At 36.2% G+C, this 26,099-nt stretch carries 21 protein-coding genes and 4 tRNA genes; 2 read left to right on the forward strand and 23 right to left on the reverse strand.

Annotation, left to right across the window (positions count from 1 at the left end):
• Positions 1-4: 4 nt before the first annotated feature.
• Positions 5-1,450: a SusD/RagB family nutrient-binding outer membrane lipoprotein gene (locus tag NWE55_RS05175; RefSeq protein ID WP_155091316.1), complete on the reverse strand. Its 1,446-nt coding sequence runs from the start codon at positions 1,448-1,450 to the stop codon at positions 5-7.
• 11 nt (positions 1,451-1,461) lie between these two features.
• Positions 1,462-4,704, reverse strand: coding sequence for a SusC/RagA family TonB-linked outer membrane protein (locus NWE55_RS05180; RefSeq protein ID WP_155091315.1), 3,243 nt, complete (start codon positions 4,702-4,704; stop codon positions 1,462-1,464).
• Between the two features lie 220 nt (positions 4,705-4,924).
• Here NWE55_RS05180 and NWE55_RS05185 point away from each other — a divergent pair, with 220 nt between their 5' ends.
• Both NWE55_RS05185 and NWE55_RS05190 read left to right on the forward strand, forming a co-directional pair.
• The gene (locus tag NWE55_RS05185; protein WP_160338870.1) at positions 4,925-5,515 is read left to right on the forward strand and encodes a superoxide dismutase; all 591 of its coding nucleotides are present in this window, start codon (positions 4,925-4,927) and stop codon (positions 5,513-5,515) included.
• Positions 5,515-5,904 carry a hypothetical protein gene (locus NWE55_RS05190; protein ID WP_155091313.1) on the forward strand — a complete coding sequence of 130 codons (390 nt, stop codon included), beginning with the start codon at positions 5,515-5,517 and terminating at the stop codon, positions 5,902-5,904. Before NWE55_RS05185 ends, NWE55_RS05190 begins: the two co-directional genes overlap by 1 nt.
• A gap of 249 nt (positions 5,905-6,153) precedes the next feature.
• On the opposite strand, the gene NWE55_RS05195 is transcribed toward NWE55_RS05190, so the two are convergent.
• From NWE55_RS05195 to NWE55_RS05295, 21 genes are all read right to left on the reverse strand, one after another.
• Positions 6,154-6,459, reverse strand: coding sequence for a DUF3467 domain-containing protein (locus NWE55_RS05195; RefSeq protein ID WP_155091312.1), 306 nt, complete (start codon positions 6,457-6,459; stop codon positions 6,154-6,156).
• 21 nt (positions 6,460-6,480) lie between these two features.
• Positions 6,481-10,752 carry a DNA-directed RNA polymerase subunit beta' gene (rpoC, locus tag NWE55_RS05200; RefSeq protein ID WP_155091311.1) on the reverse strand — a complete coding sequence of 1,424 codons (4,272 nt, stop codon included), beginning with the start codon at positions 10,750-10,752 and terminating at the stop codon, positions 6,481-6,483.
• A 72-nt stretch (positions 10,753-10,824) separates the two neighbouring features.
• A complete protein-coding gene (gene rpoB, locus NWE55_RS05205; RefSeq protein WP_155091310.1) occupies positions 10,825-14,637 on the reverse strand; it encodes a DNA-directed RNA polymerase subunit beta in 3,813 nt (1,270 codons plus the stop codon).
• 123 nt (positions 14,638-14,760) lie between these two features.
• Positions 14,761-15,129: a 50S ribosomal protein L7/L12 gene (rplL, locus tag NWE55_RS05210; protein WP_155091309.1), complete on the reverse strand. Its 369-nt coding sequence runs from the start codon at positions 15,127-15,129 to the stop codon at positions 14,761-14,763.
• 85 nt (positions 15,130-15,214) lie between these two features.
• Positions 15,215-15,703: a 50S ribosomal protein L10 gene (gene rplJ / locus NWE55_RS05215; protein ID WP_155091308.1), complete on the reverse strand. Its 489-nt coding sequence runs from the start codon at positions 15,701-15,703 to the stop codon at positions 15,215-15,217.
• A 22-nt stretch (positions 15,704-15,725) separates the two neighbouring features.
• A complete protein-coding gene (rplA, locus tag NWE55_RS05220) occupies positions 15,726-16,415 on the reverse strand; it encodes a 50S ribosomal protein L1 (protein ID WP_155091307.1) in 690 nt (229 codons plus the stop codon).
• A gap of 18 nt (positions 16,416-16,433) precedes the next feature.
• Entirely contained in the window at positions 16,434-16,871 is a 438-nt protein-coding gene (rplK, locus tag NWE55_RS05225) for a 50S ribosomal protein L11 (RefSeq protein ID WP_155091306.1), read from the reverse strand.
• A 54-nt stretch (positions 16,872-16,925) separates the two neighbouring features.
• Positions 16,926-17,480, reverse strand: a complete 555-nt coding sequence (gene nusG / locus NWE55_RS05230; protein WP_155091305.1) for a transcription termination/antitermination protein NusG — start codon at positions 17,478-17,480, stop codon at positions 16,926-16,928.
• 11 nt (positions 17,481-17,491) lie between these two features.
• A complete protein-coding gene (gene secE / locus NWE55_RS05235) occupies positions 17,492-17,689 on the reverse strand; it encodes a preprotein translocase subunit SecE (RefSeq protein ID WP_160338871.1) in 198 nt (65 codons plus the stop codon).
• A 12-nt stretch (positions 17,690-17,701) separates the two neighbouring features.
• Positions 17,702-17,772: transfer RNA gene (locus NWE55_RS05240), tRNA-Trp, on the reverse strand.
• 58 nt (positions 17,773-17,830) lie between these two features.
• Positions 17,831-19,018: an elongation factor Tu gene (gene tuf / locus NWE55_RS05245; RefSeq protein ID WP_155091303.1), complete on the reverse strand. Its 1,188-nt coding sequence runs from the start codon at positions 19,016-19,018 to the stop codon at positions 17,831-17,833.
• Positions 19,019-19,076: 58 nt separating this feature from the next.
• Positions 19,077-19,148, reverse strand: a tRNA-Thr gene (locus NWE55_RS05250).
• Positions 19,149-19,167: 19 nt separating this feature from the next.
• Positions 19,168-19,251: transfer RNA gene (locus NWE55_RS05255), tRNA-Tyr, on the reverse strand.
• A 30-nt stretch (positions 19,252-19,281) separates the two neighbouring features.
• A tRNA-Thr gene (locus NWE55_RS05260) sits at positions 19,282-19,355 on the reverse strand.
• 96 nt (positions 19,356-19,451) lie between these two features.
• A complete protein-coding gene (gene hpf / locus NWE55_RS05265; protein WP_155091302.1) occupies positions 19,452-19,748 on the reverse strand; it encodes a ribosome hibernation-promoting factor, HPF/YfiA family in 297 nt (98 codons plus the stop codon).
• 18 nt (positions 19,749-19,766) lie between these two features.
• Complete coding sequence (locus NWE55_RS05270) at positions 19,767-20,669, reverse strand: tyrosine-type recombinase/integrase (protein WP_258204641.1); 903 nt, start codon at positions 20,667-20,669, stop codon at positions 19,767-19,769.
• A 66-nt stretch (positions 20,670-20,735) separates the two neighbouring features.
• The gene (gene rpsU, locus NWE55_RS05275; protein ID WP_155091418.1) at positions 20,736-20,930 is read right to left on the reverse strand and encodes a 30S ribosomal protein S21; all 195 of its coding nucleotides are present in this window, start codon (positions 20,928-20,930) and stop codon (positions 20,736-20,738) included.
• A gap of 113 nt (positions 20,931-21,043) precedes the next feature.
• A complete protein-coding gene (locus NWE55_RS05280; protein ID WP_155091300.1) occupies positions 21,044-21,787 on the reverse strand; it encodes a LytR/AlgR family response regulator transcription factor in 744 nt (247 codons plus the stop codon).
• The gene (locus tag NWE55_RS05285) at positions 21,787-22,884 is read right to left on the reverse strand and encodes a sensor histidine kinase (protein WP_258204642.1); all 1,098 of its coding nucleotides are present in this window, start codon (positions 22,882-22,884) and stop codon (positions 21,787-21,789) included. Before NWE55_RS05285 ends, NWE55_RS05280 begins: the two co-directional genes overlap by 1 nt.
• A gap of 28 nt (positions 22,885-22,912) precedes the next feature.
• A complete protein-coding gene (locus NWE55_RS05290) occupies positions 22,913-23,533 on the reverse strand; it encodes a tetratricopeptide repeat protein (RefSeq protein WP_131540236.1) in 621 nt (206 codons plus the stop codon).
• A gap of 108 nt (positions 23,534-23,641) precedes the next feature.
• A complete protein-coding gene (locus tag NWE55_RS05295; RefSeq protein WP_258204643.1) occupies positions 23,642-25,774 on the reverse strand; it encodes a TonB-dependent receptor in 2,133 nt (710 codons plus the stop codon).
• Positions 25,775-26,099 lie beyond the last annotated feature (325 nt).

Genomic DNA, 26,099 nt, shown 5'->3' on the forward strand with positions numbered 1-26,099 from the left:
TTATCTAATTTTGCCACCACATTTTTACATTAATATCATCTCCACCCATCTCTGCTTTAACCTTCTCATATTCATCTTTATTCTGACTGCGAATAGACAAAGGATAAGGAAAGCGATTAGGCATATTACCGTCATTCAACATAGACTGCGTCTTAGGTAATTTTGGCAACCCTGTACGCTTATGCTCAAACCACTGTTGATAATCAACCATATACAATGCATAGTACTTTTGCAACATTACTCTCTCTAAAGTACCGTCAAAAGCTGCTTTTTCATTCTCAAAATAGTCTGCTGGCACTTCAATTCCATACTGAGTTATTGCTGACTTCACCCCTTCTTCATAATGCAGTTTAGCATCACTCAAATAACCTTTAACTCCCAATTCAGCCTTGATAAACATCAATTCCGCATATGTCAAAATTGGTGCTTTAGTAGGATTCTTTGCTATAATATTGTTCAACCCTGAAGCCTCATAATCAAATTGAGAGTCTGGTCCATCCCATGCACTTGGTATTCCCTTATATCCGATATAAACCTTTTTCTTATCTACAACTCTATAAGCCTCTGTAGCATACAAAGGCAAACGCGGATCTTTAAAGTCAACTAAATTGTCAAGGAAGAAAGATGCCATTTTTCTACTTAACGTAAAATCTTGAATACGACTCCAAGGCGATACATTAGGTGTAACTCCTGTTATATCCAAAATAACAGATTCTTGGTTATTCTCTATTACTGGATACTTTATAGGATCATTGATAATGTTTGCCATCTTTGTATAAGCATTCATCTCAGCTTTGTTCGATACTCTTAACAATAAACGCAAGTGTAAGCTATTCGTGAATTTTTGCCAACGCAACCAATAAGTACTCTGATCGACAAATAATATGTCAGGTCTAAAGTTCATAGGACGCTTTACATCGTACAATGAATTAGCATATTCTAACTCCTCAAGCAAACTTTTATACACTTCTTCTTGCTTGTCAAATTTTGGTTTCAATACTCCCTCATCTCCTTTAGAAGAATCAAAATAAGGAATAGGTCCAAAAAGATCTGTTAGGTTAGATGCCATCCATGCTCTCAGTGTAATGGCAATTGCTTGATAGTTTGGATCAGCAACCTTTACTGCTTCAGCCTCCATATCACGAGCATTCTTCATCCATCTGAAATAAGCATTCCAAGAAGAAGAACCTATGTCGTCAGAAAAATCATATCGTTGTATTCCATCTGTATTACTTGGAAAGGCAACAATATCTTGCATAAAGTGATTGTTGTGTGACCAACTTCTATACATCCCATGACTTGCCACTTCATATATAATAGGGCTTAATAAGGTAGAAGGGTAAATCGCTTGTAGACGATTGGGATCAGTATTTGTTTCTTCAAAATCAGAAGTACAACTTGCAATCGAACATACACCAACAATTGCTATAAATATCTTTTTAAAATTCATGTCTTTATATATTATATTTCAAGTTTCAAATTAAAACCATAGGTAGCAGGAGAAGGCATCTGTCCCATCTCTACTCCAGGCATCATCGACCCACCATTTAGAGCAGCCGTTTCTGGATCAAACAAAGGGAAATTTGACAACATAGCTAAGTTGCGTCCAAAGATTGATAAGCTTAACTTTTTTAATCTCAACTTATCTAAAACAGTTTTAGGAAAACTGTACTCTAAGCTTACCTCTCTTAACTTCACATAAGAGGCATCAAATGTATTAGACTCTAAATTAGCTCTACGGTAATACTCTTTATAATAATCAGCTGGTGCAACTTGAGTTGTATTGGGAGAAAATGAACCATCGCCATTTTGCACTACTCCATCTCCAACGATGTACCCTTGCTCACGACCGTATAAGGTATGTTTCAACTTACCTTGCTCACTCATCTTGTGATGCGATTGAGAATAAACTTTTCCACCATACTGTCCATCAATTGTAAAGCTAAAAGTTACATTCTTGTATTTTAATGTATTCGTCCATCCCATCGTCCAATCAGCATAAGCGCTACCGATATAGTGTAAATCATTCGATTGTTCTGGCAATCCCTTGTCATTGTAGATAATTTGACCTTGGTCATTTCGAACAAACTTAGCTCCATATAAGTCACCTGTACTTCCTCCAACCTTCGCAATGATTGAAGCTGTACCCGATTGAGCAATTACTTGTTCATCTCCTCCTTCAAACTCTTCTGCCAAACTCAATATCTTATTCTCATTCTTCGCCCAATTCAAAGAGGTTCTCCAAGAGAAATGTTTTGTTTTAACAGGAGTACCACTCACCATCAATTCGATACCTTTGTTCTGAATATCACCCATATTCAAAACTTTCTTACTATAACCTGTTGCGTAGTTTAAAGGCACCGTTAAAATCTGGTTCTCGGTATTAGTTTTATACAAGGTAACGTCAAAAGATAAGCGATTCTTGAACATCCTTTGCTCATAACCAATTTCATAACTTCTTGTGCGTTCTGGCTTTAAGTCATCATTGTGTAAGGTTGTAGGTGAAGTAGCAGAACTTGCAAATGCACTATTGCTATAATACAGCAACGTTTGATATGGCTTAGTACCATTACCTACTTCAGCAAAAGAAAATCGCAATTTAGAGTAATCTATCACAGAAGGTAGATTAAAAATATCACTTAAAATAAAGCTTGTATTAACAGAAGGATACATGAATGACCAATTTCCCTTTTGAAGTGTACTTGACCAATCATTTCTCAAAGTTGCATCTACAAAGACTTTATTCTTGTACCCAAATGAAGCTGTCCCATAAAGAGAGTTAACTTTATAATCCCTATCGCTAACATTCGTAGTTGGATTATTAATCCCATTTGCCAACATATATACTCCTGGGGTTACAAGCCCATCTACATAAGCTGACACACTGTGGTATTTAGAGTTCAACATATTCCCTCCAAAAGACGCACTATAACTGTATAAATCCGAATCATCATTGGTATATGACAATAAGAAATCTGTATTGATTTCTTGGAAATTAATTTGTTGTGTTTTATAGTATCCTTTACCAAACTTAGTAGTACTATACGGTCGCTTTTGTTCTCTATTATCATTTCGAGAATTAAGAGCCCCGCGAACCATTAACTTTAATTTAGGAGCAAGATCAATATCGGCAGATAAACTACCTGTTAAGGTATTCGTATTTAGAGGATTTGTAGTTTCATAGGCAATTAAATATGGGTTTTCTATATAAGAACTAAAAGGGTGTATCTGATCGATTTGTTCATATCCACTTTTCCAAATGGGACGATACCAATCTAAATCGACATTGGGATTTTGAAATATCATAAAGTACCCTATAGTATGGTTTCCATAACCTGTACCTGGTAAGTTATCACTCTTTCTATTTGTATAACTCATATTGGCATTAACCGTTACACCTTTAGATATATCGTATTTAGCCTTTGTAGACACAGTTGTACGATCAAAACCTGTATTTGGCATGATCCATTCATTTTTAGAATGCGTGATCGTTGAACGGATATCTCCTTTGTCGCTTCCCCCAGAAAGACTCAAAGAATTCGTCATAGTCATTCCCGTTCTCCAAAAATCTTTGATATTGTTCTTGTAAGGTCGCCACAATGTGCGTTCCTCTCCCTGCCCTTCTGTTAGAGGGTCATACTGGAAGAAATACTGTCCGTCGAACTTAGGTCCGAAAGCACTACTTGTACTTCCTGTGTTACCACCATCCTCAGACAAGCCATATGAGTAGTATGGATTACCATCCTTGTCGAAACTCTTCCCTGATCCTTGACCATACTTATACTGATAATCTGGCCAACGCTGAATTACGTCAAAACTAACATTAGAATTAAATGAAATTCCTACACCTTTCTGGTTTTTACCTGATTTTGTTGTTACCATCAATACACCATTAGAAGCACGTGAACCATACAAAGCTGCTGCACCTGGCCCTTTTAAAACAGTAATAGATTCTATGTCATCTGGATTTATATCAGCAATTCCATTTCCATAGTCAACTGGTGCATCATTACTAATATATGAGCTACTTGCTCCACTATCCCAAAGATCATTATTCATAACCACTCCGTCGATTACAACAAGAGCACCATTACTCGACATATCTAATGACCGATCACCACGAAGCTTAATCTGAGTAGAATTCATTGGTCCTGAACTGGAAGACAACATAGTCATTCCTGCTACTTTACCTTTTAATGCATCTGACCAACTATTAGATCGCGCTCTTTCAAGGTCCTCATTCTTCAAAGTTTGTTGAGAATAACCAAGTTTCTTTTCCTCTCGCTTAATTCCAAGTGCAGTAACAACCACCTCATTAAGCATATTACTCGATTCCTTTAAGTTTATTCTTAGAAACTTACCCTTTTGTAACGTAACACGTTGAGTTTCGAAACCAATAAAAGAAACTTCTACTTCAATACTTTCAGTATTCGATGAATTTTCAAATTTAAAACGTCCATCAAGTTCAGTACTGGTTGCACTACCTGACTTTAAATGTAAAACAGTAGCACCAGGTAAAGGGATACCAAAATTGTCAATAACTTGCCCAATAAAATTCTGTTGCTGAAGATCATCATTGATTACACTTTGATGTACGTGGTTGGAATGCTTATCATCATTGGCGTAACTTGATTGAATAGAACATAAACTCAAGGTACCTACAAGAAAATAAAAAACATGCCCACTTCTAATAACTTTTTTCATTTCTACTTATTTGTGTTGTTAATAATTCAAATAGTAACTATTCAAATGCATCACAAATAACATAATTTCTAAAATGAAAATTTAAAATTCCAGATTAAGTCTCTGTTAACCAATATGAAGAAATCATTAAGAGATTTTATCTTCAATTAATCCCTTAATTATTTTTTTAGTTGAGTCTAAATTTATATTTTTACACAACTAATTTAAAACTAACAACGATATGACATTCACATTACCACAGTTACCATATGAAACTACAGCTTTTGAGCCTATTATCTCAAAAGAAGGATTTGAATATCACTATGGAAAGCATCATCAAACTTATGTAAACAACCTTAATAATTTGATAACAAATACTCAATATGAGAATGAGAGTTTAGAGAACATTATCAAAGTCAGTTTTGACAAAGGCGAAACAGGTATTTACAACAATGCAGCACAACACTTTAATCACTCATTCTATTGGAAGTGTTTAACTCCCCAAAAGACAGAGCAACCACATGGAAAAATAAAAGAACTAATAGAAAGAGATTTTAATTCCATAGAAGAATTTAAAAAACAATTCACTGAAATAGCGACAAAACTTTTCGGAGCAGGTTGGGTATGGTTAGCATTAAATATGAATGGACAGCTTGAAATATTACCAATGAAAGACGCTGACACGCCATTAATAAAAAACATGAAACCAATACTAACTATAGATGTATGGGAGCATGCCTACTACATAGATCACAGAAACGCAAGACCAAAATTCATTGAAGGCTTTTGGGAAATAATCAATTGGGAATTTGCTAACCAAAATTTATTATAATGAGTATAAACTGTCTAAAATTTGTAGAAGAATCTTGGAAGCTTAAACAAGCTACAGCTGACAAACTGATAGAGACAGGCAAAAAAGAAGAAGCCCTGTATTCATACATTGAAGCCTTTACTAGAGCAGAACTGATGCAGACTAACTATTGGAAATGTTTATTGAGCAATATTCCTATCTATAGTTACTACATCGAATCATGCATCAGAATAAGTCAGCTCAGCTATGATCTTAAAGATTATAGTAACTCGAAAAAATACTATCGAAAAGCAATAGAGCTAATAGAATTCTACGAAAAAAACATAGACAGTATCTCAAAAGAGCCAACAAATTTTGGTAGGCTAAAAACTATACTTGCAACGATAAAACTGCAATGTAATTTCGAATAAATCTTCATTATATATAACTAATTGTAAGAAAATAAAGATTATAGTTTGTATGACATAATAGGTACAGAAAGTACAAAGAGAAAGCCATAAACCTCTATTTATGTAAGGCAAGCACAAGTATTATTTTATTTTTTTTGCTTTATTTTTTTACAATTTAAAAGGGCGCTATACCATAAGCGCCCTTTTTATTTTATAAAAAGAAAACCCCCTACTCAAATGAATAGGGGGTTTAGATATGATGATATAAAATTATGCTTTTCCTTTAGGTCCAAAGCTTACAGAGTTCGGATCAAAAACACTACCACTGTCATTAATCTCACCATTAGCTGCTTCAAATCTTTGTAGATTATCTAACAAGGCATTTGCTAATCGCTTAGCATGATGGGGAGTTAAAATAATACGAGATTTCACCTTAGCTTTAGGAACTCCAGGCATAACACTAGCAAAATCAACAACAAACTCAGTGTTTGAATGATTAATTATTGCAAGATTACTAAAAGTACCCTCGGCAGTTAGCTCATCAAGCTCAATGTCAAATTTATGATCTTCACTCATAATCTTATATTTATTTAATTATTAAAGGATACCATCCTCCTCTAAAGAACTTACAACAATATTGTCGTAATCTCTCATACCTGTACCAGCAGGGATTCTATGTCCAACAATAACATTCTCTTTCAATCCTGTTAATGTATCAACCTTACCAGCAACAGCAGCTTCGTTCAATACTTTTGTTGTTTCCTGGAAAGAAGCAGCAGAGATAAATGATTTTGTCTGTAATGAAGCTCTAGTAATACCTTGAAGAATTGGAGTACCTGTAGCTGGCATTACATCACGCGCAACAACTAAGTTCTTATCTTCACGTCTTAATAAAGAGTTTTCATCACGTAACTCTCTCATTGTAACAATTTGTCCTTCTTTTAGATTTTCAGATTCACCAGCATCTTCAACTACTTTCATTCCGAATAATCTATCGTTCTCTTCGATAAAATCACTTGCGTGTACTAATTGATCCTCTAAGAATAAAGTATCCCCTGGATCTTGAATCTGCACTTTACGCATCATTTGACGAATAACAACCTCGAAGTGTTTATCGCTAATTTTTACACCTTGCAAACGGTAAACCTCTTGAATTTCATTAACCAAGTACTGTTGAACAGCAGAAGGCCCTTGAATTCTTAAGATATCTTCCGGAGTAATAGCTCCATCAGATAATGGCATACCAGCTTTAACGAAGTCATTTTCTTGAACAAGAATTTGATTAGATAACTTAACTAAGTATTTTCTAACATCACCTGTTTTAGACTCAACGATGATTTCGCGGTTACCTCTCTTAATCTTACCAAAAGATACAACACCATCTATTTCAGAAACAACAGCAGGGTTTGAAGGATTACGAGCTTCTAATAACTCTGTAATTCTTGGAAGACCTCCTGTAATATCCCCAGCTTTAGATGTGTGACGAGGAATCTTAACTAAAACTTTACCAGCTTTAATTTTCTCACCATCATTTACCATTAAGTGTGACCCTACTGGTAAGTTGTAAGAACGTATTAACTCACCATCTTTACCATAAATTAATAAAGTAGGAATTAACTTTTTATTTCTTGACTCAGTAATAACTTTCTCTTGGAATCCAGTTTGCTCATCGATCTCAACCATGAACGTTTGTCCTTGCTCGATATCTTCGTAAGCAATCTTACCAGTAAACTCAGAAACAATTACACCATTATAAGGGTCCCATTTACAGATAGTAGTTCCCTCTTCAACAATAGCTCCATCCTCAACATAGATTGTAGAACCGTAAGGAATATTATTCGTAGTTAATAAAATACCTGTATTAACATCAAATAATTTAGCCTCAGTCGAACGAGAAATAACGATATCAATAACTTTCCCTTCATTATCCTCTCCTTTAACTGTTTTTAAGTCTTCCATTTCAAGACGACCTTTAAACTTAGAGTTGATACTTGAAGTTTCTGAAATATTACCTGCAGTACCCCCAACGTGGAACGTTCTTAATGTTAACTGTGTACCAGGCTCACCAATAGATTGAGCTGCAACAACTCCAACTGCCTCACCTTTTTGAACCATCTTAGCAGTAGCTAAGTTACGTCCATAACACTGAGAACAAATACCAGCTTTAGCCTCACAAGTTAATGGAGAGCGAACCTCGATTGACTCAATTGGTGCAGCATTAATAGCTTTAGCAATTGCTTCACTAACTTCTTGACCTGCGTGTACAATGATTTCAGAGTTTAATGGATTCACTACATCATTCAATGAAACACGACCTAATACTCTTTCTCCTAATGATTCAATAACTTCCTCATTCTTTTTAAGAGCTTTAACTTCGATTCCTCTTAAAGTACCACAATCTTCACTATTTACAATTACATCTTGTGCAACATCGTGTAAACGACGAGTTAAGTAACCAGCATCCGCAGTTTTTAATGCCGTATCGGCAAGACCTTTACGTGCACCGTGCGTAGAAATAAAGTACTCTAAAATCGAAAGTCCCTCTTTAAAGTTAGAAAGAATTGGGTTTTCAATAATCTCACCACCACCAGCAGTAGATTTTTTAGGCTTAGCCATCAAACCACGCATACCAGTTAACTGACGAATCTGCTCTTTAGAACCACGCGCTCCAGAATCAAGCATCATGTACACAGAGTTAAACCCTTGTTTATCCTCACGGATATTCTTCATCGCAAGCTCAGTTAACATTGCGTTTGTAGATGTCCAAACGTCAATTACCTGATTGTAACGCTCATTATTTGTGATAAGACCCATGTTATAGTTCATCGTAATATGATCTACTTGTTGGTTCGCATCATCAATTAATTCTTGTTTACGTCCAGGAATCATAATATCACCTAAACTGAATGATAAACCACCACGGAATGCGTAACCGTATCCCATGTTCTTAATATCATCAAGGAATGCTGCCGTAGTAGGCACATCAGTGATACTTAAAATACGACCAATAATATCTCTTAAAGATTTCTTAGTCAATACTTCATTAATATATCCTGCTACCTCAGGTACAACCTCGTTAAATAAGATTCTACCAGCTGTAGTTTCAATAATTTGATAAACTAACTCTCCTTCAGCGTTATAGTCTTTAGCTCTAACTTTAACACCTGCATTCAAATCTAATTTACCCTCATTAATAGCAATGTGTACTTCTTCTACAGAATAGAAAGTAAGACCTTCTCCTTTTACAATTTCCTCTGGTGTAGACTTACGTAACTTAGTCATATAGTATAGACCAAGTACCATGTCTTGAGAAGGTACAGTAATAGGAGCACCATTTGCAGGATTCAAGATATTGTGAGAAGCTAACATTAACAATTGAGACTCTAAAATAGCTTCAGGTCCTAATGGTAAATGCACAGCCATCTGGTCACCATCGAAATCGGCATTAAATGCAGTACACACTAATGGGTGTAACTGAATTGCTTTACCTTCAATCAACTTAGGTTGAAAAGCTTGAATACCCAATCTGTGTAACGTAGGAGCACGGTTCAAAAGAACTGGATGTCCTTTAATCACGTTCTCTAAGATATCCCAAACAACAGGCTCTTTCTTATCTATAATTTTCTTTGCAGATTTTACTGTTTTTACGATACCTCTTTCTATTAACTTACGAATAACAAAAGGTTTGTAAAGTTCAGCAGCCATATCTTTTGGCAATCCACACTCGTATAACTTTAACTCAGGTCCAACAACAATTACTGAACGAGCAGAATAGTCAACACGTTTACCTAATAAGTTCTGACGGAAACGACCTTGTTTACCTTTCAACGAATCAGATAAAGATTTTAATGGACGATTAGATTCAGTTTTAACAGCAGAAGATTTTCTTGTGTTGTCAAATAGAGAATCTACAGCTTCTTGAAGCATACGTTTTTCATTACGCAAAATAACTTCAGGAGCTTTAATCTCCATTAATCGTTTTAAACGGTTGTTTCTAATAATTACACGACGATATAAGTCATTCAAATCAGAAGTTGCAAAACGACCTCCATCTAATGGAACTAATGGACGTAATTCAGGTGGAATAACTGGAATAACTTTCAAGATCATCCACTCAGGTCTGTTCTCGCGATTCAAATTTGATTCACGGAAAGACTCTACAACTTGTAAACGTTTTAATGCCTCAGTTTTTCTTTGCTTAGATGTTTCATTATTAGCAGCATGACGCAGTGTATATGACAATTCATCTAAGTCAGTAGTTGCCAATAAATCCATAATACATTCAGCACCCATTTTAGCGATGAATTTATTAGGATCATTGTCATCTAAATATTGATTTTCCATCGGAAGAGTATCACAGATATTCAAATACTCTTCTTCAGTTAAGAAATCTAAACGTTTGATAGGTTCACCTTCAGCGTCTTTTGCAATACCCGCTTGGATAACAACATAACGCTCATAATAGATTATCATATCTAATTTCTTAGATGGTAATCCTAAGATATAACCAATCTTATTTGGAAGAGAACGGAAGTACCAGATATGAGCGATTGGAACAACCAAGTTAATGTGTCCTACGCGATCTCTACGTACTTTTTTCTCAGTAACTTCAACCCCACAACGGTCACATACGATCCCTTTGTAACGGATTCTTTTATACTTACCACAAGCACACTCATAATCTTTTACAGGTCCGAAAATACGTTCACAGAAAAGACCATCTCTCTCAGGTTTATGAGTACGATAGTTAATAGTTTCTGGTTTTAAAACTTCCCCTCTTGATTCAGCAAGAATCGATTCAGGTGAAGCTAAACCGATTGAGATTTTATTAAACCTTTTAACGGTATTTTTCTCTTTATTTTTATTCATGGTAAACTTACTTGTTAAAGTGTATGATATTAAGAGTAAGCAGTAAAGTACTGCTTACTCTATTATCTTAGTTTAATCTTCTAATCTGATGTCTAATCCAAGACCTTTTAATTCATGCATTAATACATTGAATGATTCAGGTAGTCCTGGTTCTGGCATAGTTTCCCCTTTAACGATAGCTTCGTAAGTTTTCGCTCTACCAATAACGTCATCTGATTTCACCGTCAAAATCTCACGTAATGTACTTGATGCACCATAAGCCTCTAAAGCCCATACCTCCATCTCTCCAAAACGTTGACCTCCAAATTGAGCCTTACCTCCTAATGGTTGTTGAGTAATCAACGAGTAAGGACCAATAGAACGTGCGTGCATTTTATCATCAACCATGTGACCTAATTTCAACATGTAGATAACACCCACTGTAGCTCTTTGGTGGAATCTCTCACCTGTACCTCCATCATAAAGGTAAGTGTGTCCGAATCTTGGAATACCAGCTTCATCAGTTAACTCATTAATCTGATCTAATTCTGCACCGTCAAAGATTGGTGTAGCATACTTCTTACCTAATTTAAGACCTGCCCAACCTAAAACTGTTTCATAAATCTGACCAATGTTCATACGCGAAGGTACCCCTAATGGGTTCAACACAATATCAACTGGTGTACCATCTTCTAAGAATGGCATATCCTCGTCTCTAACGATTCTCGCAACGATACCTTTGTTACCGTGACGTCCTGCCATTTTATCTCCCACACGTAGTTTTCTTTTCTTAGCAATGTAAACTTTTGCTAATTTAAGAATTCCTGATGGTAACTCATCTCCAACAGTAATCATGAATTTCTCTCTTCTAAGTACCCCTTGTAGATCATTCAATTTAATCTTGTAATTGTGGATTAAATCAGTAATCATATCATTAGCATCCTCATCAGTTGTCCATTGACCTTTTGTTAAATGAGCAAAGTCATCAACAGCATAAAGCATTTTTTGAGTAAACTTCTTACCTTTTGGTAAAATTTCTTCTCCTAAATCGTTTAACACCCCCTGAGATGTTTTTCCATTTACGATAAAGAATAATTTCTCAACTAAACGCTCTTTCAATTCGTTAAACTTAACTTCAAACTTAGTTTCAAGTAAAGCCAATTCATCTTTATCTTTAGAACGTTTACGTTTATCTTTTACTGCACGTGCAAATAACTTTTTATCTAATACAACTCCTCTTAATGAAGGAGAAGCTTTTAATGAAGCATCCTTAACATCCCCAGCTTTATCACCGAAAATAGCACGAAGTAATTTTTCTTCTGGTGTTGGATCTGACTCTCCTTTAGGAGTAATCTTACCAATTAAAATATCACCAGGTTTCACTTCAGCACCAATACGGATCATACCGTTTTCATCCAAATCTTTTGTTGCTTCTTCAGAAACGTTAGGAATATCATTAGTTAATTCTTCATTACCTAATTTAGTATCTCTAACTTCTAAAGTATAGTCATCGATATGAATAGATGTAAAGATATCCTCTCTCACTACTTTCTCAGAGATTACGATAGCATCCTCAAAGTTATAACCTTTCCATGGCATAAAAGCCACTTGTAGATTACGACCTAATGCTAACTCTCCAGCTTGGGTAGCGTATCCATCACAAAGCACTTGACCTTTAGTTACTCTATCACCTTTTCTAACGATTGGTTTTAGGTTAATACAAGTACTTTGATTCGTTTTTCTAAACTTAATTAAATTATAAGATTTCTCATCTGGATCAAAGCTAATCAATCGCTCATCATCCGTACGATCATACTTAATAATAATTTTCTGAGCATCTACATATTCAACAGTTCCATCTCCTTCAGCATTAATTAAAACACGTGAATCAGAAGCAACTTGTCTTTCTAAACCAGTACCTACAATTGGAGATTCTGGACGTAATAAAGGAACAGCTTGACGCATCATGTTAGATCCCATCAACGCACGGTTCGCATCATCATGCTCTAAGAAAGGAATCAATGAAGCAGAAATAGAAGCAATTTGGTTTGGTGCAACGTCGGTATAATGTATATCCTTAGGTTCAACCACAGGGAAATCCCCTTCCTCTTTAACAACTACTCTTTCTTCCGTCATTCTTCCTTCAGTATCAACAGGAACGTTTGCTTGTGCAATTAACATTCCTTCTTCCTCTTCTGCACTTAAGTAAACAGGCTCATTAACGATATCTACTTTACCATCAACTACAGGACGATAAGGAGTCTCGATGAATCCCATATTATTTACTTTAGCGTATACAGCTAAAGAAGAAATAAGACCAATGTTTGGTCCCTCAGGAGTCTCAATAGGACATAAACGTCCGTAGTGAGTATAGTGAACGTCACGAACCTCGAAACCAGCTCTCTCTCTAGATAAACCTCCAGGTCCTAAAGCAGATAAACGACGTTTGTGAGTGATCTCAGCCAATGGGTTCGTTTGATCCATAAACTGAGACAACTGATTTGTTCCAAAAAATGAATTAATAACTGACGATAAAGTCTTAGCGTTAATCAAATCGATAGGAGTAAACACTTCGTTGTCACGTACATTCATACGCTCGCGAATTGTTCTAGCCATACGAGCTAAACCAACACCAAACTGAGCAGATAATTGCTCACCTACAGTTCTAACACGACGGTTAGATAAGTGGTCAATATCATCAATCTCAGCTTTTGAGTTAATTAATTCAATCAAGTACTTAACAATAGTGATAATATCTTCTTTTGTTAAAACTTGTTTATCAATAGGGGTATCAAGATTAAGTTTTTTGTTCATTCTGTAACGACCAACTTCACCTAGATTGTAACGTTGATCAGAGAAGAACAATTTGTCAATAATACCACGTGCAGTCTCCTCATCAGGCGGTTCAGCATTACGCAACTGACGGTAGATATGCTCTACTGCCTCTTTTTCAGAGTTAGTAGGGTCCTTTTGTAAAGTATTATGTATGATGGCATAATCTGCCTGATTATTGTCCTCTTTATGTATAAGGATAGTCTTAACGTTAGCCTCAATGATTTCTTCGACATTATCTTTATCTAGGACTGTATCACGGTCTAAGATAATCTCATTTCTTTCAATTGAAACAACCTCTCCAGTATCCTCATCTACGAAGTCTTCATGCCAAGTGTTTAAAACACGAGCAGCAAGTCTTCGGCCGATGTATTTCTTTAAACCAGTTTTTGATACTTTAACCTCTTCCGCTAAATCGAAAATCTCAAGGATATCTTTATCTCTTTCAAATCCGATAGCACGGAATAAAGTTGTCACTGGTAACTTTTTCTTTCTATCGATATAAGCATACATCACGCTATTAATATCGGTAGCAAACTCAATCCATGATCCCTTAAAAGGAATAACTCTCGCTGAATACAATTTAGTACCATTAGCATGAAATGATTGTCCAAAGAAAACACCAGGTGAACGGTGTAACTGTGAAACAACGACTCTCTCAGCTCCATTGATTACAAAAGTACCACTTGGAGTCATATACGGTATTGTTCCTAAATAAACATCTTGAACGATAGTTTCAAAATCTTCGTGTTCAGGGTCAGTACAGTATAACTTCAAGCGCGCTTTTAGCGGAACGCTGTAAGTTAGTCCTCTGTCAATACATTCTTCAATAGAATAACGAGGAGGATCAACAAAATAATCAAGGAACTCCAACACGAACTGGTTTCTTGTATCAGTAATCGGGAAGTTCTCCATGAAGGTATTGTACAAACCTTCTTTGCCTCTCTCTTCGGACTTCGTTTCTAATTGAAAGAAATCTTTGAAGGATTTAACCTGAATATCCAAGAAATCTGGGTAAGCAGGAATATTCTTCGTAGAAGCAAAATTTAATCTTTCAGTCTGATTTGTGATCATCAATGGACAAAAAATTTTGATTAGAATTTGAATAATAGCGTACAAATCGCTTTATACGCAAAATGGTTTAGGCCATTGGGAATGCTCCCAAGGCCTAAACCTAGAATATTTTAGAAAGAAAGCTTATTTAAGCTCAACTACAGCTCCAGCTTCTTCTAATGATTTTTTAAGACCTTCAGCCTCATCTTTAGAAACTCCTTCTTTGATGTTAGCTGGTGTAGAATCTACGATATCTTTAGCTTCTTTTAATCCTAAACCTGTTAATTCTTTAACAGCTTTAACTACAGCTAATTTAGAAGCTCCTGCCTCTTTCAATACAACTGTAAATTCAGTTTGCTCTTCAGCAGCACCACCGTCAGCACCACCAGCAACAACTACTGCTGCAGCAGCTGGTTCGATTCCGTACTCGTCTTTTAATATAGTTGCTAATTCGTTAACTTCTTTAACTGTTAAGTTAACTAATTGTTCTGCGAATTGTTTCAAATCTGCCATTTTTCTATCTTTTAATGATTTGTAAAAATATAATTTATTAATGTGCGTTCGTTATGTGAACAATGAAAGACTTTCAATAGATATACTATTCTTCGTCTTTTGATTGATTTTGTAGAGCTGAAATAACTCTTTGAGCTGGAGATTGTAGTAATCCAATGATTTCTGCAATAACTTCTTCTTTAGATTTAATAGCTACTAATGTATCTAATAAGTTATCTCCAACATAAATTTCTTCGTTGATGTAAGCTCCTTTAAAAAGAGGTTTGTCACCTTTTTTACGGAAATCTTTAATAACTTTTGCTGGAGCATTAGCTACTTCAGCAAACATAATAGCGCTATTTCCTTTTAAAGTAGAAGGAAGCTCTTCATAGTTCTTATCAGAAGATTCCATAGCTTTTGCAAGCAATGTGTTTTTAACAACCTCTAACTTAATTCCAGCTTTGTTACAAGCTTTTCTTAATCCAGAAGTAACCTCTGCATTTAATCCCGAAATATCAGCGATGTAAATAATGTTATTATCAGCTAATTTAGCTTTTAAATCCTCTATCGCTACTGCTTTTTGTTCTCTAGTCATACGTGTAATTTTTATCTACCAATTATACTGCTTTAGGATCTAAAGCAATAGCAGGGCTCATAGTACTAGATATATGAATAGACTTGATATAAGTACCTTTAGCTGCAGTTGGTTTTAATTTGATTAATGTTTGAATTAATTCAGCTGCGTTGTCTGCGATTTTCTCAGCATCAAAAGATGCTTTTCCGATAGCCGCGTGAACAATTCCAGTTTTATCAACTTTAAAATCGATTTTACCAGCTTTCACTTCTTGAACTGCTTTCGCAACGTCCATAGTTACTGTACCAGTCTTAGGGTTAGGCATTAAACCTCTTGGACCTAAAACACGTCCTAAAGGACCTAATTTACCCATTACAGCAGGCATAGTGATGATAACATCAACATCTGTCCAACCATCTTTAATTTTTTGTAAATAATCGTCAAGTCCTACATAGTCAGCTCCAGCTGCAGTAGCTTCCGCTTCTTTATCAGGAGTTACTAATGCTAATACTCTAACGTCTTTACCTGTTCCGTGTGGTAAAGTTACAACTCCACGAACCATTTGGTTAGCTTTACGAGGATCTACACCTAAACGCACAGCGATATCTACAGATTCGTCAAATTTTGCAGATGCAACTTCTTTAATCAACGCAGATGCATCAGTTAAAGAATATAATCTGTTCTTCTCGATCTTAGCAGCTGCTTCTTTTTGCTTTTTCGTTAATTTTGCCATTTCTTCTTTCTTTTACAATTAAAAAGGAGCATTTCCTGTTACTGATATACCCATAGATCTTGCAGTACCAGCTATCATACTCATAGCTGCTTCAACTGTAAATGCATTTAAGTCAGGCATTTTATCTTCTGCAATAGCACGAACTTGATCCCAAGTTACGCTAGCTACTTTTTTTCTATTTGGCTCTCCAGATCCAGATTTCACTTTCGCAGCCTCTAATAATTGAACAGCAGCAGGTGGCGTTTTAACAACAAAATCAAAAGATTTGTCTTTGTACACAGTAATTTGTACTGGTAACACTTTGCCAGGTTTATCTTGTGTTCTAGCATTAAATTGCTTACAGAACTCCATGATATTAACTCCAGCAGCCCCCAAAGCAGGTCCAACCGGTGGCGATGGGTTCGCAGCACCTCCCTTAACTTGTAGTTTAACTACTTTACTAATTTCTTTTGCCATTTTTCAAAAATTTAGCACATCTCTTTTGGAAGCAAGATGCGTTTATATGTAACATTATAATTTTTCAACTTGCGTAAAAGTCAACTCTAATGGAGTCTTTCTTCCGAAAATCTTAACCATAACTTCCAACTTGCGTTTTTCTTCGTTAATCTTTTCAACAACTCCATCAAATCCATTAAATGGACCATCAATCACTTTTACATTCTCTCCTTCTTTGAATGGTATAACACCCATGTCAACTTTAACAGAAAGCTCGTCTACTCTTCCCAAGATACGATTAACTTCAGCCTCTCTAACTGGCAATGGCTCTCCTCCTTTTTTCTCGCTTAAAAAACCAATTACACTTGGTATTGATTTAATAACGTGAGGAACTTCACCTGTTAAATTAGCTTCGATATAAACATATCCTGCAAAATATACACGTTCTGTCGTTTTCTTTTTTCCATCTTTAGTAACACTAACAACCTTCTCGGTAGGCACTAAGACTTGAGATAGATAATCAGAAAGTCCTAAGCGAGCAATCTCAGTTTCGATATAATTCTTAACCTTCAATTCATGTCCGCTGACTGTACTGATTACATACCATTTTTTTACGCTTGTATCAGCCATAATATTTTTTCTTATGCTTTAGCCCATTTATAGAATATACCTAACAAATCTGCAAAAAGTGTATCCACACCCCAAGTTGCCAGCGAAAACAATACTGCAAAAATAGCTACAATAATTGTATAACGTTGTACATCCGACCATGGTGACCAAGTTACATTTGTTTTAAGTTCTGTAAAAGACTCTGATATGTAATTAAAAACTTTCATGATAAATCTTTTTTGCACGGGTGGAGGGATTCGAACCCCCATCAACGGTTTTGGAGACCGCTATTCTACCCTTGAACTACACCCGTTTGTTAATAAAAGTCAGCGGTAGTCCCGCTGACTTTAAAATTTATTTATACTAATAAATTAGTCTAAAATTTCAGTTACCTGACCAGCACCTACTGTTCTACCACCTTCACGGATAGCGAAACGTAAACCTACTGATAAAGCGATTGGGCTTAACAACTCAACAGTGATAGTTAAGTTATCCCCAGGCATAACCATCTCAGTTCCTTCTGGTAATTGGATTGTTCCAGTTACGTCAGTTGTACGAACGTAGAATTGAGGACGGTAGTTGTTATGGAATGGAGTGTGACGTCCACCTTCTTCTTTTTTCAAGATATAAACCTCAGCTTTGAATTTAGCGTGTGGTTTTACTGAACCTGGTTTACAAATAACCATACCACGACGGATATCAGTTTTGTCAATACCTCTCAATAATAAACCTACGTTATCTCCAGCTTCTCCACGGTCTAAGATTTTACGGAACATCTCAACTCCTGTAATTGTAGAAGTTAATTTGTCAGCTCCCATACCGATGATTTCAACAGCATCTCCTGTATTAGCAACTCCAGTTTCGATACGTCCTGTAGCAACAGTTCCACGTCCTGTAATTGTAAATACGTCTTCTACTGGCATTAAGAATGGTTTCTCGTTATCACGTACTGGCTCTTCGATCCAGTTGTCAACTTCTTCCATTAACTCTAATAATGCATCAACCCATTGTTTCTCTCCGTTTAAAGCTCCTAAAGCAGAACCTTTAACTACTGGTCCATTATCACCATCGTATTGGTAGAAAGATAATAAATCTCTTACTTCCATCTCAACAAGCTCTAATAACTCAGCATCATCAACTAAGTCAACTTTGTTTAAGAATACAACGATTCTTGGAATACCTACCTGACGTCCTAAAAGGATGTGCTCACGTGTTTGTGGCATTGGTCCATCAGTAGCAGCAACTACTAAGATAGCACCATCCATTTGAGCAGCACCAGTAACCATGTTTTTCACGTAATCCGCGTGACCTGGACAGTCAACGTGCGCATAGTGACGGTTTTTTGTTTGGTACTCTACGTGAGAAGTATTAATTGTAATACCACGCTCTTTTTCTTCTGGAGCGTTATCAATTGAATCAAATGAACGAGCCTCAGAGAATCCTGCATCAGCTAATACTTTAGTAATAGCAGCTGTAGTAGTAGTTTTACCGTGGTCAACGTGTCCGATAGTACCGATGTTTAAGTGCGGCTTCGAACGATCAAAAGTTTCCTTTGCCATGATTTAATAATTTAATCTTAGTTATATAATTAGTGTTCAAATATAATAAAAAAACCTGAGCCAATGACGGGATTTGAACCCGTGACCTCTTCCTTACCAAGGAAGCACTCTACCCCTGAGCTACACCGGCTTTTGTCTCTTATATTTAGTGGTGGGGAGAGCAGGATTCGAACCTGCGAAGGTTTCCCAACGGATTTACAGTCCGTCCTCGTTGGCCGCTTGAGTATCTCCCCTCAAACTGTGTTTGATATTGCTTTTCCTTGAGCCGATGGAGGGACTCGAACCCACGACCTGCTGATTACAAATCAGCTGCTCTAGCCAGCTGAGCTACACCGGCAATTGACTCAATAGAAAAAGTCCGCTATTTCTAACGGACTGCAAATGTATATATTTTATTGATTAAAAAAAACAATTTACTTATTTTTTTCAATTATTATAACTTCTGTTTTTCTTTGAATTTCACAACTAAACGCTCTAAAGCGTCGGCTCCTAAGTCCACACTCTCTTCAAAACTTTTACTTGTTTTTTTCACTATCATCTCATCACCTGGCACCAACAATTTCATCTCTGCCGTTTTGTTTTCCTTATCACTAGAGTTCTCTAATTTTAGAAAAACATCAACTGAAACTACTTTATCATAAAATTTTTCCACTTTAGCCAAACGCTCATTGACAAAATCTACCAACTTGCGATCTACATTGAAATTTACAGCCTGAATGTTTACTTTCATAACTAACGATTTTAAAGGTTAATCTTTATTCTTCTTCGTTCGGGGATGTGTCGCCTTATACACTTTCTTCAATTCAGATAAATTGACTTGCGCATACATTTGTGTAGTTGACAAACTTTCATGCCCCATTAATTCTTTAATTGAATTTATATCCGCTCCATTCTCCAATAAATGAGTTGCAAACGAATGTCTCAACACGTGAGGACTATTCTTTTCCTTACTTGTTGTATCACTAAAGTAGCGATTTATTACGCCATAAACAAACATTTCATCAATTTTATTCCGCCTTTTATTTAGTAATAACTCTCCTCCACAAGCTATCTCACTCACTTCCAAATCCCTAACTTTAATATACCTTTTCAACAATTCTTCTAACTCCATTATCATTGGTATATTTCTTCGCTTATTGCCTTTTCCCACAACTCTCACTTGATGCAAGTCGAAGTCAATATCATTCACTTTCAAGTTTACCAACTCTGCTCGGCGCAACCCCACCCCATATAACAACTCTACAATAACCAAATCCCTCAAACTATCAAATCCTTCTTCCGCAACTAATCTTTCCCTCACCAATTCAATCTCTTGTTTACTATAAGGCAACTGTAATCTCTTTTTCACTTTCAACGAGCGATGCAGTTGAAGAGGATTCAACTCAACTTCTTTTACCTGCATCAGGAATTTATAATAACTGCGCAATGCACTAACCTTTCGATTAATAGATCTATTTTGAATACCGGATTCTGCAAGCCCTACCAACCAGCCTCTAACCTGATCATAAGTTACCTCCTTATAACTCACACATTCGACTTCCAAAAAAGCCATAAAAGATTCGATATCTCGCTTATAAGCAATAATCGTCTTGTCTGAATAATTCTTTTCCTTGTCTAAATACGCTAAAAATCTCTGTAAACTTTCTTCCATAAAAAAACCGTTGCAACAAAGTTAATACTTTATTACAACGGTTAGCTTTTTATTCACAACCCTATCTTAGATTTCTACTGAATCTCTTAAGTGTTGGATATATGCAGCTTTTTGCATTTTGTCTCTTTTTTGTACAGACGGTTTCGTGAAATGCTGACGAGATCTTAACTGACGTAATGTCCCAGTTCTGTCAAATTTTCTTTTATAGCGCTTTAGTGCTCTATCGATATTTTCTCCGTCTTTAATTGGAATGATCAACATGTTTTCATACACCTCCTCTCATTTAGTGGTGCAAAAGTAAAGCTTTTTTTATCTAACACAATAAAAAAACAACTTTTTTTATTCAGCATCAGCATTTTTCGTTTTACTTCTAACTAATTCTCCGCTAACCAGCTCTTAAATTCACCCACTCTTTCTCTACTCACAATCACCTCAGCTGTATAATTCTTCATCGTTAGTTTTAACCGAGAAGTAGATAATTGTATAATCTGTTCTATATAATCGATGCTCACTACTTGAGATCTATTCACCCGAAAGAACTTCTTCGGACTAACCGTTTTAATAACAGCCTCTAGAGACTCCTCATCTAACAGATGAGTCTTACCTTCCACTGTCGAAATATATACTCCTCTATCCTCTCTATAAAAACATACTACCTCATCCACCAACACCATCTTTATCTGCATTCCCACTTTTATCATCAGCCGTTTTGCATAGTTACTCCCCCCTATACTGTGTCTGAGGCTCTCTACCGTCTGTGTTGTACTGCGTTGTTGTGCCTTGTATTTATTAATAGCACCCAACAACTCTATTGGCTCTATCGGTTTTAATAAATAATCAATGCTATTTAGCTTAAATGCCTTAATCGCATAATGATCAAAACTTGTGACAAAGATAATAGCGCTCTTAACCTCTACTTGCTCGAATATCTCTAAAGATAATCCATCTGCTAACTGTATATCAGCAAATATCAAATCTGGATGCTCATGTTGCATCAACCAAAGTATAGCCTCTCCTACAGAATACAATATCTGCTGTACCTCGAATCCTAACTTCTCCAGCTCTCTTGTCAGCAGTCTCGCTGCAGGTTTCTCATCTTCTATAATTACTATTTTCATCAACTCTCTATTCTAACTAAAGGAATTCTAACACTAAAACTATCTTCCAAATCACTTATCTCAATATCTTGCTTCACCATTAACTTATTGCGCTTAGACAAATTCTGTAATCCCAGTCCAGATGAATACACTTCTTTGGGCTTAGCATATTTTTCATTCCACAGTACTAACCCTCCTTCTTCTATACGCAATTCTACTCTAATACTTCCCTCCGAAGGAATTACATTGTGCTTTACTACATTTTCAATCAATAGTTGCAAACTCAAGGTAGGCACTTCTACATCATCATACTTTATCACCTCTTCACTAATGCTAAATGCTATTGCATTATCATATCTCACATTGAGTAGATAGACATAATCTCTTATAAAAGATACTTCGTCAGATAAGTTACACAAGGGATAATCTAACTTCTCTAATACATATCTATATATCTTAGAGAACGAACGGGCAAACTGTTCTGCCTTTACTGGATCTTCTTGGATTGTACTGATGAGTACATTCATATTGTTAAACAAGAAATGGGGAGACAGTTGTTCTTTCATCCCTTCTATTTGACTTTTTTGTAGCTCTATCTCCATCTCTCTATTCTTTAATTCTAACAACCTAAGTTCATCGTGATAGGCAAACGTAAACACAATAAGCAAAATAAAAGTACTTAATAACAATGCTCCTAAAAAATTGCCAAAACTTAAATGTTGCCCAAGAAAGAAAGCTTTAAAAGACAAGCTATAAAATAAATTCAAAATTAGCGCCAAGAATAAGTAATAAGAAACTATAGATGTCAAAATGCCATTGACAAAAAAAACAGCGTTACGAGTAATCTTACTCATAGCTATTTCATTTTTAGCATCTCGTTTATCCATTACCCTACACACCCATGCACTCGTTAATACATTAGCTGCGTAAATCAACATCGACAATACAAAAGACAAAAACGTATTTTTCAAAAAACGATAATTTATCAATAGCTCACCCAAGCTTAACTCGCTATTACGAAAAGTAAAATACGAAATAACCAAACTGATCAGTACCGATATACTACAGGCCAATACAATATGTCTACGCCAATTAACATTCATTTCTACTTTTTTCATATACTAATTTACTACAAACTCATCTAATTTACTTCACTTTACACATTTCTTGTGTTTTTAATGCCCAATCTTTTCCCCATGATGGATAGAATGGCACATCACTCTCCTGTTTATCGAATAGCTCTATCGACTTCTCTAGCATCTTACAGTAATAATCCATATCTACTTTCATAAACTTAGCACTATTAATCTGAAAACTTGCCACAGAATACACTGCTCTCGGATTAGTAGGGTCTAACTCTATCGCCTTATCATACGCTTTATTGATAATTGGAGTCTGCACCATCCCCTTATTCATCGGATCTGTAATCAACTCTAGTGTCTCATTCATTCCCTTCAGTACATACCACTCGCTTCCCCCTGTTTCTAACCATTGGTCTATTAGTACGCGATTAGCCATCACGATATCTTCTACGGCATCAGCCTGTGGATTACTAAACCCTCCTGTGATACTAATAAGCACCTTGTAGTACACCGGTATCCAGTTCTCTTTATCAGACATCGCTATACGGTCTAACATAGCCACTGCCTCTTTCGATTGCCCACTTTGCCATTGTTGCATCGCTTTTTGCATTCCTGCTTCGTATTTAGATTGTCCGAAACTCACTACACTAAATACACCGAATAATAAAATTAATAACTTTCTCATCTTTCTAATTATTTAATTACACAATAAATCTACACTGACGATTAAACCCTTAAAAAACGAACTGCGCGAACTGTTGTTTCCAATGTCTCTACTGTTTGTATTGTTGTTTTACAAATTCTCCAATTGGTTCTTCTTTTTATCTGCACTTATCGTCCACATAAATCCTACATATATAAATCGCTTCGCAGAGGCATTCGTTACATCTGGTTGTCCTCCACGTTGATTAAACTGATAAGCGTATACAGGATTTCTACCTAACAAATTATCTACTGATAAGTACACTATCTTTTGCCCACTGAATAGATAAGCCCAACTCATACTCACATTGTGTATCGGACTACTCTCATAAGTAGTTTTATTAGTAGTATTCATATCGTAGAAGTGACGTGGACTACTGTAGTTATACGTCATACTCACCTGAGATTTCCATTGATCTATCCAGTACTTCGTCACCACAGAGAAGTTGTACTTTACTACATAAGACGGCTGTATCCATTCGTTCCAATACATCTCTTTGCGTTGAGAGTCTATATAAGTATAAGTTACCCAATAGCTAAAATTCTTAAACGTGATATTATCTTTCCAAAACAAGTCAAATCCCTTTGCATATCCCTCTCCTAACTGTGCATACTCACTTGGCTTACCTAATGGCGTTAAGAGCAACTTACTATAATCTTTATAGAACATCTCTGCTCTCAATAGACGCTTTCTAAACTCATAAGTATAGTTCAGTATATAATGGTTAGCCTGCATCCAGTCTTCTTGTTTCACTGCTAATGACTGCTCTAAGTTCACAGCCTGATTAAACACCCCATACGAAAAAGACATCTGATGCTTAGGTGTCACCTGATAAGTCAACATCGCACGTGGCTCTACTGTCCAATCTGATATTTCTGAATACTTACTCGTTCTCAAACCTGCCCTCAATGACAAGTCTGACGTTATCTTCCAATTGTTCTCAAAAAACAGTGCCCATCTATTAGTATCTGTACCAAAGGCTTCTGCTCTACTCCCTTCACTTCTCGTCAAATCTAATTTAGAAGCCTGTACATCTACCCCTACAAAAGACAGAAACTGCCCATTCCACTGATAAGAAAACTTCACCTTCTGATTCACATCCCAACTAATCTTCTTTAAGCTCAGATCATTGCTATCTCCTGTATAATCCATATACCCTAACCCTGTACCAATATCAAGTCGCATATAAGGAGTAAGCTTCTTAAAGAACACACTATTCATATACACATTACTCGACTTAAAGCCTAGTGTATCTACTCGATTACTTGGCTGTATCTCTTGCTCATACTTGATGGTAGAGAAGTCCACAGCAGTATATAGTTTATATCCACCATCCTTAATCTCGCGCTTATACATCATCTCCCCAGAAGCTGTAGAGAAAGGTTTTTTAGTATTATATCGCTGCTTTACCACTGCAGTATAGGCTCCTAAGTTTAGATAGTTTAGACTATACGACAGTGAGTTCTTGCCCCACTGATGTGTCTGTGCGAAGCTCCCTCCTACAGTAGAGATAGAGTAGTCTCTACGCGATGGATCTATCTCATCTGATGTATCTAACTGTAATACTCCCGATAACGCATCTCCAAACTCTGCACTATACCCCCCTGCTGAGAAAGATATTCCCTTAAACAGAAACGGATTAAACTTAGAGCGCACAGGTACATTACCTACAGAAGAAGTATAAGGCTGAAACACTCTTACACCATTGACGAATATACCACTCTCCTCTGCTCTACCTCCACGTATCAGTAGTCTCCCATCCTCTCCATTCGTCTGCGCCCCTGGCATGGTACTTAGTACTCCCATAATATTACCGGGACTCCCAGCAGTACTCACTACATCCATTGCATTTAACCCAATACTCTCTGCGCGTTCTCTTTTATTCTTGCTATTCGCGATAATAAGGATTTCTCCCATCACCTCATATTGACTACTTAACACAAAATGTTCATTATAATTCTCCTTTGTATTGATTTCTACATCGAGATTGCCATACTGTGCATGCATTAACTTCAGCACGCCCCTCACTACTGTATCTGTAACTATAAAACTGAAATACCCTTTCGCATCAGTCAATGCTCCCTCGAAGCTATCTTCAAGGTACACATTCACATTCTCGATTGGTTTATTCTTATCGTTTACCACTGTACCCGATAGCAGAATCTGTTGTGCCTGCACAGCACCTACACATAAGGTTAATAACAAACATAGTAGTGTTCTCATCTTTTTCTTGATTAATTCTATCACAAACGTAATCTGACAACACAACTTCTGAAAAAATGAGTGCGTGAATGGGAGTATTTACTGCGCGAACGGAGATTAGTTAACAGTTTTCGGTTAACGGTTCTCAGTTTTAGTGATGTGTATAAACTATAGCTAGGTATCTTGAGATGCTTATTTATTCTTGCTAACTTATAACCATAAAAAAAAACGATAATCCTTATCACCTCTTTATTGACAAGGCTTATAAGAAATCTGTTACGCCTTACTAAGCACTTTGTTCGGAAGCTGTTCGGAAAAACATCGGTATTTAGTAGGATAAAGACCC

The sequence above is a fragment of the Myroides albus genome (assembly GCF_024722315.1).
GTDB lineage: Bacteria > Bacteroidota > Bacteroidia > Flavobacteriales > Flavobacteriaceae > Flavobacterium > Flavobacterium album_A.

Excerpts from the sequence above, each read along its gene's own strand:
- NWE55_RS05175 (WP_155091316.1), bottom strand. The coding sequence starts at position 1,450 with ATGAATTTTAAAAAGATATTTATAGCAATTGTTGGTGTATGTTCGATT.
- NWE55_RS05180 (WP_155091315.1), bottom strand. The coding sequence starts at position 4,704 with ATGAAAAAAGTTATTAGAAGTGGGCATGTTTTTTATTTTCTTGTAGGT.
- NWE55_RS05185 (WP_160338870.1), top strand. The coding sequence starts at position 4,925 with ATGACATTCACATTACCACAGTTACCATATGAAACTACAGCTTTTGAG.
- NWE55_RS05190 (WP_155091313.1), top strand. The coding sequence starts at position 5,515 with ATGAGTATAAACTGTCTAAAATTTGTAGAAGAATCTTGGAAGCTTAAA.
- NWE55_RS05195 (WP_155091312.1), bottom strand. The coding sequence starts at position 6,459 with ATGAGTGAAGATCATAAATTTGACATTGAGCTTGATGAGCTAACTGCC.
- rpoC (WP_155091311.1), bottom strand. The coding sequence starts at position 10,752 with ATGAATAAAAATAAAGAGAAAAATACCGTTAAAAGGTTTAATAAAATC.
- rpoB (WP_155091310.1), bottom strand. The coding sequence starts at position 14,637 with ATGATCACAAATCAGACTGAAAGATTAAATTTTGCTTCTACGAAGAAT.
- rplL (WP_155091309.1), bottom strand. The coding sequence starts at position 15,129 with ATGGCAGATTTGAAACAATTCGCAGAACAATTAGTTAACTTAACAGTT.
- rplJ (WP_155091308.1), bottom strand. The coding sequence starts at position 15,703 with ATGACTAGAGAACAAAAAGCAGTAGCGATAGAGGATTTAAAAGCTAAA.
- rplA (WP_155091307.1), bottom strand. The coding sequence starts at position 16,415 with ATGGCAAAATTAACGAAAAAGCAAAAAGAAGCAGCTGCTAAGATCGAG.
- rplK (WP_155091306.1), bottom strand. The coding sequence starts at position 16,871 with ATGGCAAAAGAAATTAGTAAAGTAGTTAAACTACAAGTTAAGGGAGGT.
- nusG (WP_155091305.1), bottom strand. The coding sequence starts at position 17,480 with ATGGCTGATACAAGCGTAAAAAAATGGTATGTAATCAGTACAGTCAGC.
- tuf (WP_155091303.1), bottom strand. The coding sequence starts at position 19,018 with ATGGCAAAGGAAACTTTTGATCGTTCGAAGCCGCACTTAAACATCGGT.
- hpf (WP_155091302.1), bottom strand. The coding sequence starts at position 19,748 with ATGAAAGTAAACATTCAGGCTGTAAATTTCAATGTAGATCGCAAGTTG.
- NWE55_RS05270 (WP_258204641.1), bottom strand. The coding sequence starts at position 20,669 with ATGGAAGAAAGTTTACAGAGATTTTTAGCGTATTTAGACAAGGAAAAG.
- rpsU (WP_155091418.1), bottom strand. The coding sequence starts at position 20,930 with ATGTTGATCATTCCAATTAAAGACGGAGAAAATATCGATAGAGCACTA.
- NWE55_RS05280 (WP_155091300.1), bottom strand. The coding sequence starts at position 21,787 with ATGAAAATAGTAATTATAGAAGATGAGAAACCTGCAGCGAGACTGCTG.
- NWE55_RS05285 (WP_258204642.1), bottom strand. The coding sequence starts at position 22,884 with ATGAAAAAAGTAGAAATGAATGTTAATTGGCGTAGACATATTGTATTG.
- NWE55_RS05290 (WP_131540236.1), bottom strand. The coding sequence starts at position 23,533 with ATGAGAAAGTTATTAATTTTATTATTCGGTGTATTTAGTGTAGTGAGT.
- NWE55_RS05295 (WP_258204643.1), bottom strand. The coding sequence starts at position 25,774 with ATGAGAACACTACTATGTTTGTTATTAACCTTATGTGTAGGTGCTGTG.